General features: G+C 53.6%; 13 protein-coding genes. 4 read left to right on the forward strand and 9 right to left on the reverse strand.

The window, feature by feature from the left end; genetic code table 11:
• Positions 1 to 28 precede the first annotated feature (28 nt).
• Positions 29 to 613, forward strand: coding sequence for a TadE/TadG family type IV pilus assembly protein (locus DHf2319_RS08450; RefSeq protein ID WP_243477780.1), 585 nt, complete (start codon positions 29 to 31; stop codon positions 611 to 613).
• Here the strand turns inward: DHf2319_RS08450 and ftsB are convergent.
• The 8 genes from ftsB to DHf2319_RS08490 all read right to left on the reverse strand — a co-directional run bounded on the left by ftsB (position 606) and on the right by DHf2319_RS08490 (position 8544).
• On the reverse strand, positions 606 to 929 hold the full coding sequence (gene ftsB / locus DHf2319_RS08455) for a cell division protein FtsB (protein ID WP_243477781.1): 324 nt from the start codon (positions 927 to 929) through the stop codon (positions 606 to 608). The two genes, DHf2319_RS08450 and ftsB, sit on opposite strands and share 8 nt — an antisense overlap.
• A gap of 12 nt (positions 930 to 941) precedes the next feature.
• Complete coding sequence (gene eno / locus DHf2319_RS08460) at positions 942 to 2228, reverse strand: phosphopyruvate hydratase (RefSeq protein ID WP_243477782.1); 1287 nt, start codon at positions 2226 to 2228, stop codon at positions 942 to 944.
• Positions 2229 to 2275: 47 nt separating this feature from the next.
• Positions 2276 to 3124 carry a 3-deoxy-8-phosphooctulonate synthase gene (gene kdsA / locus DHf2319_RS08465; protein ID WP_243477783.1) on the reverse strand — a complete coding sequence of 283 codons (849 nt, stop codon included), beginning with the start codon at positions 3122 to 3124 and terminating at the stop codon, positions 2276 to 2278.
• Positions 3121 to 4773: a CTP synthase gene (gene pyrG, locus DHf2319_RS08470; protein WP_243477784.1), complete on the reverse strand. Its 1653-nt coding sequence runs from the start codon at positions 4771 to 4773 to the stop codon at positions 3121 to 3123. The genes kdsA and pyrG overlap by 4 nt, the downstream gene beginning before the upstream one ends.
• 42 nt (positions 4774 to 4815) lie before the next feature.
• Positions 4816 to 6621, reverse strand: a complete 1806-nt coding sequence (locus tag DHf2319_RS08475; protein ID WP_243477785.1) for an aminopeptidase P family protein — start codon at positions 6619 to 6621, stop codon at positions 4816 to 4818.
• A gap of 5 nt (positions 6622 to 6626) precedes the next feature.
• Positions 6627 to 7280 carry a CoA transferase subunit B gene (locus DHf2319_RS08480; RefSeq protein WP_243477786.1) on the reverse strand — a complete coding sequence of 218 codons (654 nt, stop codon included), beginning with the start codon at positions 7278 to 7280 and terminating at the stop codon, positions 6627 to 6629.
• Between the two features lie 12 nt (positions 7281 to 7292).
• Positions 7293 to 7994, reverse strand: coding sequence for a CoA transferase subunit A (locus tag DHf2319_RS08485; RefSeq protein ID WP_243477787.1), 702 nt, complete (start codon positions 7992 to 7994; stop codon positions 7293 to 7295).
• A gap of 109 nt (positions 7995 to 8103) precedes the next feature.
• The gene (locus DHf2319_RS08490) at positions 8104 to 8544 is read right to left on the reverse strand and encodes an acyl-CoA thioesterase (RefSeq protein WP_243477788.1); all 441 of its coding nucleotides are present in this window, start codon (positions 8542 to 8544) and stop codon (positions 8104 to 8106) included.
• Between the two features lie 135 nt (positions 8545 to 8679).
• Here DHf2319_RS08490 and DHf2319_RS08495 point away from each other — a divergent pair, with 135 nt between their 5' ends.
• From DHf2319_RS08495 to DHf2319_RS08505, 3 genes are read left to right on the forward strand one after another with little or no spacing between them, the layout of a single operon-like run.
• Positions 8680 to 10326 (forward strand): electron transfer flavoprotein-ubiquinone oxidoreductase, encoded by a 1647-nt coding sequence (locus DHf2319_RS08495; RefSeq protein ID WP_243477789.1) that lies wholly within the window; start codon positions 8680 to 8682, stop codon positions 10324 to 10326.
• Positions 10326 to 11288 carry a LipP1 family hormone-sensitive lipase gene (gene lipP1, locus DHf2319_RS08500; protein WP_369810171.1) on the forward strand — a complete coding sequence of 321 codons (963 nt, stop codon included), beginning with the start codon at positions 10326 to 10328 and terminating at the stop codon, positions 11286 to 11288. Before DHf2319_RS08495 ends, lipP1 begins: the two co-directional genes overlap by 1 nt.
• On the forward strand, positions 11285 to 11578 hold the full coding sequence (locus DHf2319_RS08505; protein ID WP_243477790.1) for a cupin domain-containing protein: 294 nt from the start codon (positions 11285 to 11287) through the stop codon (positions 11576 to 11578). Before lipP1 ends, DHf2319_RS08505 begins: the two co-directional genes overlap by 4 nt.
• On the opposite strand, the gene DHf2319_RS08510 is transcribed toward DHf2319_RS08505, so the two are convergent.
• Positions 11575 to 12765 carry a YbfB/YjiJ family MFS transporter gene (locus DHf2319_RS08510; protein WP_243477791.1) on the reverse strand — a complete coding sequence of 397 codons (1191 nt, stop codon included), beginning with the start codon at positions 12763 to 12765 and terminating at the stop codon, positions 11575 to 11577. The two genes, DHf2319_RS08505 and DHf2319_RS08510, sit on opposite strands and share 4 nt — an antisense overlap.
• Between the last annotated feature and the right edge of the window lie 84 nt (positions 12766 to 12849).

Genomic DNA, 12849 nt, shown 5'->3' on the forward strand with positions numbered 1-12849 from the left:
TGCTAACGGGGTTGGGCATGATAATGACATGTCGAACTCAACAGCAAACTCCCGATCTTTGCGCGGTAGTGCCATGGTGCAATGGTGCATTGCAGCCTTACCTCTGCTGCTACTGGGATCAATGGCCATTGAAGTGAGCCATTGGCATACCACCCGCCAACGCTTGGCATTGTCTGTGCAACGAGCCACAGAAGCCGCCGCTTTGAGACACGGCACCATTGATGCGCTGGCGCAGCAGTTAAAAAAGAACCTGCCAAAAGATTTGGACTTTCCAGTGAAAGTTTGCATAACCGATCCGGTTAATGCACTGATGGCTGACTTTATCGATAAGCACTTGAGCAGATCACTCGGGGTTGCAGTCATACGTCACAACCACGTTCTCGAGCAACATCGTCAGTCAATCAGTCGGGGACGTCGCAACGGACTAGGCCCTCGCAGTCAAAAAACAATTTTTGAGGCAAACCAATTAAATGTGCAAGTCACTGTACGCTACCGGGCACTAAGCCCTTGGGTACGCAAACTCATTGACCCAGTGACGATTCGACTAGACCATTTGGCGATTATGCAAAGCCATCGTCAACGACCAGGTAGACCTTGTTCGACGATTAATTGAGATTTGAAGCACCGGCACCAGCGCTTGAGCCATTATGCGGCTGCTGAGCCGGTAAAACCTGAATAAAAACCTCGTTCTCCTGCATTAGGCCAAGCTCTCGGCGCGCCCGCTCTTCGCTAGCCTGCTTACCAGTGCGCAGATCCTCGACTTCGGCCTCCATAGCCTGGTTCCTAGCTTTCAAGCCCTCGTTGATGCTCTGTTGCTCAGCCACCTTGGCCTGAAGATCCCAGACAGCTAGCCACCCCCCTTGCCCAAACCACAAGGGGTACTGAACCAATACAAACAACACCAGCAGCGTCAGAAAAATCAGCCGCATGGCGCTGCTCCGTTAGCGCAAGTTGTAAAAGGCGTCACGACCAGGATAGCTAGCCACTTCAGCAAGCTCTTCCTCAATACGCAACAACTGGTTGTACTTGGCCATCCGATCCGAACGTGACATCGAACCAGTCTTGATTTGCATGGCATTGGTGGCAACTGCAATATCGGCGATGGTTGAATCTTCAGTCTCGCCCGAGCGGTGCGACACCACAGCCGTATAGCCAGCACGTTTAGCCATCTCGATGGCGGCGAACGTTTCGGTTAGGGTACCAATCTGGTTGATCTTGATGAGAATAGAGTTGGCTATATTCTGATCAATACCCTGCTTCAGGATCTTGGTGTTTGTCACAAAAAGATCATCACCGACAAGCTGCACTTTTTTACCCAAAAGATCCGTCAGGGTCTTCCAACCTTCCCAATCGTTTTCTGACATGCCATCCTCGATGGAAATTATCGGGTACTTGTCGCACCAGGTGGCCAGCAGGTTGGCGAAGTCGGTAGACGATAGCGTTAGGTTTCCTTCGCCCGCCAGATGGTACTGGCCGTCGCGGTAAAACTCAGAAGCTGCGCAGTCTAGTCCAAGTGCAATTTGAGTACCCGGCTCATAGCCTGCATTTTGGATCGCGCGCAGAATCAGTTCAATCGCTGCTTCGTGGTTGGCAACACTGGGGGCAAATCCGCCCTCATCACCAACGGCCGTGGACATTCCCTGCTCGTCGATGAGTTTTTTAAGAGCATGAAATGTTTCTGCGCCCATACGGATCGCCTCACGAAACGAGGCAGCACCAATCGGTAGGATCATGAACTCTTGAAGATCGAGCGAATTATTCGCGTGTGCTCCGCCATTAATCACGTTCATCATAGGCACCGGCATGGCCATCGGTCCGCTACCACCAAAATAACGGTAAAGAGACAATCCAGATTCTTCGGCTGCGGCACGTGCGACTGCCATGCTAACGGCCAGAATGGCGTTGGCACCCAGACGTGATTTACTCTCTGTTCCGTCAAGCTCGATCATGGTACGGTCGATAAACGTCTGCTCCTGCGCATCCAAGCCCATCAAGGCTTCAGCGATTTCCGTATTGATATTCTGTACAGCGTTAAGCACACCCTTGCCAAGAAAGCGTGCCTTATCACCGTCACGCAGCTCAATGGCCTCACGCTCACCTGTTGACGCACCAGATGGTACGGAGGCACGACCCATGGCACCAGACTCAAGCAGCACATCACACTCCACCGTGGGGTTACCACGAGAGTCCATAATTTCCCGGCCGATGATGTCTACGATTGCGCTCATAATGTGTTTCCGTCTCGATTGGTTTCTAAATGATCACTAAAAAGAGTCTAAAAATTATTTTCCAGATAGCCTGCTGCCTTGGTCACCCGGTCAAGTTCTACAAGCGTAGTCAGTAAATGCTCCATCTTGTTCAAGGGTACCGCATTAGGACCATCTGATAGTGCTTTGGCCGGATCCGGGTGGCTTTCCATGAATAAACCAGCCACGCCAACAGCGACTGCCGCGCGCGACAAAACAGGTACGAATTCCCGTTGCCCCCCAGAGCTGGTTCCCTGACCGCCAGGCAGCTGCACCGAGTGTGTGGCATCAAATACCACTGGGCAGCCAGTCTGACGCATGATTGCCAGGGATCGCATGTCAGAGACCAGGTTGTGATAACCGAACGAAGCGCCACGTTCACAGACCATGATCTGCGGCTCAAAACCCGCCTCGGTCGCAGCCAGTTCAGCCTTGCGAACCACTTGGGTCATATCTTCAGGCGCAAGGAACTGACCTTTTTTAATGTTGACTGGCTTACCACTGACAGCGCAAGCTTGAATGAAATCGGTTTGACGGCACAGAAATGCCGGCGTCTGTAATACGTCCACCACCTCAGCGACCGGCTTGATTTGGGAGATATCATGCACGTCGGTAAGCACAGGCACACCGAGTGACTCGCGGACATCAGACAGAATTTGAAGCCCCTGATCCATGCCTAGGCCCCTAAATGACGTAGCCGAGCTACGGTTGGCTTTATCGAACGAACTTTTGTAGATAAAAGCGATACCAAGCTTGGTCGTGATTTCCTTTAAGGCCGCCGCGGTCTCCATGGCCATGTCACGTGATTCAATCACGCAAGGCCCTGAGATCACAAAGATAGGCTGATCCAGACCCACCTCGTAGCCGGCAAGTTTCATAGGGACTCCTTGCGCTTGACCTGGTGTGCCAAGGCGGCGCGAATAAAACCGATAAACAGTGGGTGACCATCGCGCGGGGTCGAGGTGAACTCAGGATGAAACTGCACACCCATGAACCAAGGGTGATCAGGTAGTTCCATGATTTCAGGCAAATTCTCAGTCGGCGTTCGGGCACTGATCACCAAACCAGCTTCCTCCAACCTCGGAACGTAGACGTTATTGACCTCATAACGATGGCGGTGACGCTCATTGACTTCATCACCATAGATTCGATGTGCGAGCGTCTGCGCCTTGACCGGGCAACGCTGGGCGCCTTTACGCATCGTACCGCCCAGATCAGATGCCTCGGTTCGAACTTCGACCTTGCCCTCGCGATCCATCCACTCGGTGATCAAGGCAACCACCGGATGAGGAGCGGCCGGATCGAATTCCGTACTGTTGGCACCACCGAGCCCTGCCACGTGCCTTGCAAACTCAACCACGGCCAACTGCATACCCAAGCAAATACCCAAATACGGCACGTGGTTCTCACGTGCATAACGAATCGCAGCTATCTTGCCTTCAGTACCACGCTTGCCGAATCCACCCGGCACCAAAATGGCGTCAAACTCGGCGAGAACCTCGGTCCCCTGAGTCTCAACATCTTCCGAATCAATGTAGGTCACACTAACCTTGGATCGGGTATGGATGCCGGCATGATTCAACGCTTCAGTCAACGACTTGTAGGACTCGGTCAGATCAACGTACTTGCCTACCATGGCAATACGAACCTCGTGCTCGGGGTGCGCAATGGCATCGAGCAAGTTGTCCCACATCGACAGGTCAGCAGCCGGAACATTCAACGCCAAGGTATCGCAAATGAGACTATCTAGACCTTGCGCATGCAACATGCCAGGAATTTCATAAATAGAGCTAGCATCCCACACCGAAATCACCGCATCCAGTGGAACGTTCGAGAACATCGAAATCTTTGCCCGCTCATCATCCGGTATCTGCCGATCAGCCCGACACAGCAATGCGTTCGGAATAATGCCGATTTCTCGTAATTTTTGTACTGAGTGCTGAGTAGGCTTGGTCTTGAGCTCACCCGCGGTGGCAATGTAGGGAACCAGCGTCAGGTGAACGAATGCGGTCTGATGGCGCCCAAGGCGCAGACTCATTTGGCGGGCTGCCTCCAAAAACGGCAAGGACTCGATATCACCGACAGTACCACCTATCTCAACGATAGCCACATCAGTTGCCCCATCCCAGGCTTGACTGGCACCGCGAATGATAAATTCCTGAATCTCGTTGGTGATGTGAGGAATGACCTGAACGGTCTTGCCCAGATAATCGCCTCGTCGCTCTTTGCGCAAGACTGACTCGTATATCTGACCCGTGGTGAAATTATTGGCCTTACGCATCTTGGCCGAGATAAAACGCTCGTAGTGGCCCAGATCCAGGTCAGTTTCCGCCCCATCCTCGGTCACGAACACTTCACCATGCTGGAACGGGCTCATGGTGCCTGGGTCGACGTTGATGTACGGATCCAGTTTGAGGAGGGTTACTTGGAGGCCGCGAGACTCGAGGATAGCGGCTAAAGATGCGGCGGCAATCCCTTTACCTAGGGATGAAACCACGCCGCCAGTGACAAATACATACTTGGTCATATAAGGACGCGCCGGCTAAGGGTCGCTAGCAGGAAATTTGGATTATAGCGGCAGTGGCTCTGTTCTTTCCATCATCCATTGAAGATCAGGCCCATCAAGGTGTGGCGATAGAATTGCTCTGACATTGCCATGGTACGCATTGATCCATTGACGTTCGTCACCCGACAATTGATCAGCGTCGATACAACGCATATCGATCGGACAAATCGTCAAGGTTTCAAACTGTAAAAATTGCCCAAAACCCTTGTCGCCCGAGGCTTGAGCACAAACCAGATTCTCGATTCTTACGCCCCATTGCCCAGGCCTGTAAAGCCCTGGCTCGTTCGAGGTCACCATCCCGGGCAGTAGCGCCATATTGGGATTAATAGGTGCTCGATAGGACAAAACCTGTGGGCCTTCATGGACATTTAGGCCGTAACCTACGCCGTGGCCAGTCCCGTGGCCATAGTCCAGTCCGTGAGCCCATAATTCGGCACGCGCCACCGCATCAATCAAAGGTGCGGCAATGCCTTGCGGAAACTTCAGCCGTGACAAGGCAATCATTGCCTTGAGCACCAGGGTGCAATCTCGCCGCTGCTCCTCAGAGATTTCACCAACCGGGACCATACGAGTGATATCAGTGGTGCCCCCGACATATTGACCACCCGAATCGATCAACAAAAGTCCATCACCCTCAATACGGGCATGCGCATCGGGTGTGGCACGATAATGCGGCATGGCTCCATTGGCATTAAAAGCGGCAATCGTCGCAAAACTTGGGCCAATGAACTTCTCCGACCGTGCCCGTGCGGCACATACCTGCTCATCAATCATCAGTTCAGTCAATGGCTCATCAGCACGTTTGGCGATTGCCCGATCAAGCCAAGCAAAAAACCTGCACAACATCGCCCCATCAATTGCCATGACCTCACGCCAGTGCGCAAGCTCAATATCGTTTTTACGGGCCTTGGCCAAAGTGCTCGGATTGATAGCCTCAGTGCGCTTTGCAGGACAAGCCAGCACAAACGCGCTTGCGGTGCGCGCAGGATCAATCCACAGCCTATCGGTATTGGCGAGCTCGCGCACCGCCGCAGCAAGCGCATCATACTGAGCAACTGCGACCTGATCATGGGCAAGCGCCGACACGATATTGCCGTCGAGCTTTGCAGGATCAATAAACATTGTTGCCGAGGTGCGAGTAATCAACAAATGCGCTAAGAACACCGGATTGAAGGGCACATCACTGCCACGCAGATTCAACAGCCAGGCAATATCGTCGAGCGAACTAACCAAGTGGTGGGTCGCACCGCACTCATGCATCTGTTGCCGAACCATTGCCAACTTGTCAGCCCTGCTCTGCCCGGCCAATTGTTCTGACCATACCGTCACCGGGTTAGAGGGCAAACTTGGCCGACCCTGCCACACCTGTCCCGGCAAATCTAGGTCGAGGCAAATTGCCACATCATCGGCAAGACGGGATTTAAGCTCAGCATGCAATGCGACTGACAGTGTTCGCCCGTCCACTGCCAGACGTTGTCCCTTGCGTAAATGTTGCCCTAGCCACGCCAGCGGACCAGGATCAGTCACGACACCAATACGCTTGAGCTCGAAACCCGTTGCGCAAAGTTCACGCTCAGCCTGAACCCAGTAGCGACTATCGACCCACAGATGCGCCTGAGCCTGGGTCACGATCACCGTACCAACCGATCCGGTAAATCCGGTTAACCAACGCCGTATTTGCCAATGCTCGGGCAAATACTCGGATAAATGAGGATCCGCCGATGGCATCAAGCACGCGTCAATGCCATGTCGCTGCATCGCGCCCCTGAGCGCAGCCAGACGCAACTGGGCTTGGCTAGAGTGACCCATGTGACTTAGGCCACTGCCGATACATCAAGTTTGGCTGCGGTTTTAAGCTTGATCTCATCGACGGTGACGCCTGGCGCAAGCTCAACAAGCTTCAAGCCGCTCTCAGTAACCTCCAACACACCGAGGTCGGTGATGATGAGGTCAACCACGCCAACACCAGTCAATGGCAATGTGCATTCAGGCAAGAGCTTCATGTCCTCAGTGCCATCTTTCTTTTTAGCCACGTGCTCCATTAACACCACGACCCGGCTGACACCAGCCACCAAGTCCATGGCACCGCCCATTCCCTTGACCATCTTGCCTGGAATCATCCAGTTGGCCAAATCGCCTTTCTCAGAGACTTGCATGGCTCCAAGTATCGCCAGGTTGATCTTGCCACCCCGAATCATGGCAAACGAATCAGCAGAAGAAAAAATCGATGAGCCAGGCAAGGTCGTCACCGTTTGCTTTCCAGCATTGATCATGTCAGGGTCGACTTCTTCCTCAGTCGGGAACGGCCCAATGCCTAGCAAGCCATTTTCTGATTGCAACCAAACCTCAATGCCATCAGGCACATAGTTGGCCACCAAAGTAGGCAATCCTATGCCCAGATTTACGTAAAAACCGTCCTGCAATTCGCGCGCTGCGCGTGCAGCCATTTCATCGCGTGTCCATGCCATGGCCTGTCTCCTTTATTGGGTCGCGCGCAAGGTGCGCTGCTCTATGCGTTTTTCTGGGGCGTCATTAATCACAATACGATGCACATAAATGCCCGGCAGATGGATCATGTCAGGGTCTAATTCACCCTTTTCCACGACACGCTCAACTTCAACAATCGTTACCTTGCCCGCCATCGCGACATTCGGATTAAAGTTACGAGCAGTTTTGCGAAACACCAGATTGCCGCTACGATCGGCAATGTAAGCCTTGACCAGAGAGACATCCGGCACGAGCGAGCGCTCCATGACATACGTCTGGCCATCAAATACCTTGGTTTCCTTGCCTTCGGCCACAATCGTTCCGACACCGGTCTTGGTGTAGAAAGCCGGAATGCCCGCACCGCCGGCACGCAATTTCTCTGCCAGTGTGCCCTGCGGGGTGAACTCAAGCTCCAACTCGCCAGCCAAATACTGACGCTCAAACTCTTTGTTCTCACCCACATACGAAGCGATCATCTTTTTGACTTGTCGGGTCTGCAGCAGCATGCCCAAGCCAAACCCGTCTACACCAGCGTTATTACTGATACAAGTCAGGTTGCCGACCTTGCTGTCATGCAAGGCTTGAATCAAAGCTTCAGGGATGCCACAAAGACCAAAACCGCCGACCGCGATGGTCTGGCCGTCTTGGACCACGCCGGCGAGTGCTTGCGCAGCACTGGCATAGACTTTTTCCATTCAATTGACTCCTTGCCCGCTCCAGGGCCTGTTTTAGTGGGGATGATTGCCGATACAGTATGAGTTTAACTTGCGATCAAGTGGCCAAGCGTTTCGCAACTTATCGACTTCAGGTACTTGGCGAACAGACCGCACCGAGCGCCAGGAGCGCTTCTTTGGTCCAAGGCGTAGGGCAATGATTGACATTGTCCATGCTCACAAGAACGGTCTTGCCCCGGGCGTAAGGCCCAAAAGTCAGATCATCGACCACATAGAGCTCATTGATTTGAGTCAGGCTGGTACGCCCCACTTTCTCCACGATTAACCGAACCCGAACGCGAGCCGGATAGGTGATGGCACGCAAAAAGTCGCATGAACAATGAACAACGACATTGCCAACGTCATCAGCTGCCTTTAACCCTGCTGCTGCCAACATCTGGATACGGGCTTCCTCCATAAAGCGGAAGTAAACCGTATTGTTCATATGGCGCAGCATGTCCGCATCCGCCCATCGCATTGGCAGATCAACCTCAAACACATCGCCAGCACTCAACGAGCGTGAAACAGACATTTTTTTCTCCTTGGTATTGATACCTACCTGCAACTAAGTCAATCTTTGGCAAATTGCAAGACGGGTCATTGCCCTGTCAAGCAAGGCTGTGCAATACAATCGGGTCATTTTAGGGGCAATCACAAGGACACGCGCATGTCAGAACGAGAGTCGATGGAATACGATGTGGTAGTAGTCGGGGGCGGACCTGCGGGCCTGGCCACCGCGATTCGATTAAAACAACTCGCACAAGAAAAAAATCAGGAGATCTCCGTCTGTGTCCTGGAAAAAGGTAGCGAAATCGGCGCCCACATATTGTCTGGCGCGGTCATGGATCCGCAAGCGCTCACCGAACTGATACCCGACTGGAAGGAGCGAGGTGCGCCGCTCAATACCCCGGTGACCGAGGACAAATTTTTGTTCCTCTCGCCCTCTGGCGCCAAGCAAACGCCCGAATGGCTATTGCCGGAGTGCTTTAAGAATCACGGCAACTACATCATCAGCCTTGGACAAGTAGCGCGCTGGCTAGCCGAACAGGCTGAAGCACTAGAAGTTGAAATTTTCCCTGGATTTGCGGCGACCGAAGTACTTTATGGCGATGAAGGCCAAGTCATCGGTGTGGCCACCGGGGATATGGGCGTTGGCCGCGATGGCCAACCTACCGAGCACCATCAGCCTGGCATGGCACTGCTGGCCAAATACACTGTGTTTGCTGAAGGAGCCCGAGGGCAATTGGGGCGTGAGCTTATCGCTCACTACAAGTTAGACCAAGGTCGCGACCCACAAAGTTACGGTATTGGCATCAAAGAGCTGTGGGAGATCGAACCCAGCAAATCAAAGCCAGGCTTGGTCATTCACACCGCAGGTTGGCCACTGGATGCCGATACCTACGGTGGATCGTTTCTTTACCACATGGAGAACAATCAGGTCGCAGTGGGAATGGTGGTGGGATTAGACTACGCTAACCCTTGGCTATCACCGTTTGAGGAGTTTCAGCGCTATAAAACCCACCCGGCAATCAAACCCACGTTCGAAGGTGGCAAACGGATTGCCTACGGTGCACGTGCCATCACCGCTGGCGGCCTGCTATCTCTGCCCAAACTAACCTTCCCCGGTGGTGTGCTGGTGGGCTGTGAGGCCGGATTCTTAAACGCGTCCAGAATCAAAGGCAGCCATGCAGCCATCAAGTCCGGAATGATGGCCGCGCAAGCAGCTTTCGATGCGATTGCAGCCAATCGCAGCCAAGACGAGCTAACCGCGTACCCAGCCTCGTTTGAGCAGTCATGGCTACACACCGAACTGAATAAAGCACGCAACTTCAAACAGTGGTTCAAAAAGGGACGTACCGTTGCCACCATCATGACAGGTGTCGAGCAGTGGCTACTGCGTGGCAATATCCCATGGACGATTCACCGTACCAAGGCAGACCACGAATGCTTAAAGCCTGCCGCTGAATGTGTGCGAATCGAGTATCCGAAACCCGATGGCAAGATCACATTTGATCGATTGAGTTCGGTATTTATTTCCAACACCAATCACGAAGAGAACCAGCCGATCCACTTGACCCTGAAAGATCAAAGCGTGCCGGTCAAGCTCAATCTGGCGACCTACGCGGGTCCCGAGCAGCGCTACTGCCCTGCTGGCGTATACGAGTACGTCAAGGATGAGACCGGCAATGACAGGTTGCAGATCAATGCTCAAAACTGTGTGCATTGCAAGACCTGCGACATCAAGGATCCATCACAAAACATCGTCTGGGTCGCCCCGCAAGGTGGCGAAGGCCCGGTCTACACGGGCATGTAATGGGAACTGCCGCGATACTGGACCCACAGGCCAAGGCGTTACTTGAAGAGCTCGCTGCGCGCGGTGCTCGTGCCACGCACATGATGACACCGGAACAAGCGCGCGAGGCCTATTTAGTCAGACGTCACTTCACTCAGCCTGAACCAACCAAGGTTGCAGAAGTAACTGACCTTGCAATTCCCGGTCTAGGGGGCGATATCAAACTTCGGCTGTACCGACCGTTCGCGCACAATGAATCGACCCAACCAGTATTGGTGTATTTCCATGGCGGCGGGTTTGTGGTCGGTGACCTTGATTCCCACGACAATTTATGCCGAGCACTGTGCCATCAATCTGACTGCGTGGTGATCGCGGTCGATTATCGGCGCGCACCTGAGCACGTATACCCAGCTGCACAGCTAGATTGTCTGGCGGCCACGCGTTGGGTACACGACAATGCTGCACAACTGAATATCGATCCCAAGCGCATTGCTGTCGGTGGTGATAGTGCCGGTGGCCAATTGGCTGCCGTTACCTCTTTGGCATTGCGTGACGACCCAGTTATCCGCCTCGCATTTCAGGCGCTGATTTATCCAGTCACCGATGCTTTGATGCAAAGTGAGTCAATTGAACGCAACGGACAGGGCTACCGCCTTCTGAAACAGGATTTGGTTTACTACTACGACCATTATTTCCAGGGACAGGACGTTCGACATGAAGCCATGGCCTCCCCGCTACGTGCTGCAGACCTGTCTGGCCTGCCCGATGCCTTTGTATTGACTGCTGGGTTTGATCCACTTCATGACGAGGGGTTGGCTTACGCCAACGCACTATCGGCGGCCGGTACGGCAACACAATACGTTTGTTTCACGCGCCAAATTCATGGCTTTATCCTGATGGGCAAAGTAATCGATGAAGCCAACTTGGCAACCAGCCTTTTTGCAGCAGCGCTAAAACGGGCGTTGCACAAGGAAATCAAATGACAACCAGCTCACGACCCCAGGCCACCCCAACCCGACAGATCGAGAACGAGCGTGTCATCGTAACCCAATGGCACTTTGAACCTGGGGCTGAAACGGGTTGGCATACCCATGGCCATGACTATGTCGTCGTGCCCACCACTGACGGTGACTTGTTACTTGAAACGCCAGACGGTCCCGTGAACGCCAAACTCACGCAAGGGATTGCCTATAACCGCCCGGCTGGCGTGCATCACAATGTCATCAATGCCGGTGATCAGCCATTGGTTTTTGTTGAGATAGAGCTTCGTTAAACGCGCCCAGCCGATCGATTGCTAAGCACCACCAATATGGCACCCAACGCCAAAAGCCCGCTCGCCACCCCAAATAGTGGTGCATATTGACCAATCGCGTCATAAGCCACCGACATGCTGAATCCCGAGACAGCTTGCGCTGCTGCAAACACGGCAGTTGCTTGCCCCCAAGCTCGCTTGTGACCCGCAGAGCCCACGATTTCAGCTAGTCGCCCTGATGTCAGCGCACTTAGCCCAGGAACCAATGCACCCACCACAAATGATGAGACGGTTTGGCTGACAAATGCCAGAGAAACCAGCGGCATTGCAACAGCCAATGCTTTGAGCCCAAATGCGAGTGCAAGGCTAAACCCCCAGCCCAGCCTGCCTACCAGCCCTCGCGCTAAAAGTGGGCCGCATAAAGCCCCAAGTCCGAATATGGCCCATTGCACAGAGGCAGCCGATTGACCGAATCCGTTCTCCCGAGCGAGGAAATCCACCCAGAACACGGTGTGAGGTATGAAGCCAGCGGCATCTAGTGCATAGGCCGCTAGTACCAACAAAACAACAGGTCTGAGCATATTGTTTTGCGAACTCGTCTGAGCACCGTGATGTTGCACATCAGGGAGTCTAGACACTGCGCGCATACCCCAATCACACGCCAAGGCGCACACGATCCCAACCAATCCCAGCACTAGCCAGGTAATCGTTAGGTCAAACGACAATAAAACTGGAATAACCACAGCGGCTAATACTGCGCCTAAACCAACGCCACTAAAAGTGAGTGTCCCAACCATAGTGCGCTGCTCTATCGGCGCTCGCGACAGCACCATGGACGGCACGGTCACCATCAATATCGCACCCGCAAAGCCTGAGAGCAGCCGCCACACAAAAAACCAATAGAAGCCTGCTGCCCACGAACAGAGCACAAAGCTCAACACAACGACTGCCAGGCTGATTCCAACAGCCAATCGCGGCGGGAATCGCTCTGTGAGACGGTGTGCAGACAATGCCCCAACAAAATACCCGAGCAAATTGGCTGCGCCCAGATAGATCGCGTCACTGGCACTGAACCAGTTTGCTGCGATCAGCACAGGGATCAGCGGTGTATACGCAAATCTGGCAAGACCGATACCGACAAGCGTGGCCATGACCCCAGCAAACAATACGGGCAACGCTTCTCCCCAGGGCTGACTGCGACTTGTCATGTTTGAACTCATGGCCTGAACATAACGCAAAGACTCACAAAGCAACTGCACCTAAGCGCACGACGCACCAGAAAAAACCCCGGT

Origin of the sequence: Orrella daihaiensis (genome assembly GCF_022811525.1) — a bacterium.
GTDB lineage: Bacteria > Pseudomonadota > Gammaproteobacteria > Burkholderiales > Burkholderiaceae_B > Algicoccus > Algicoccus daihaiensis.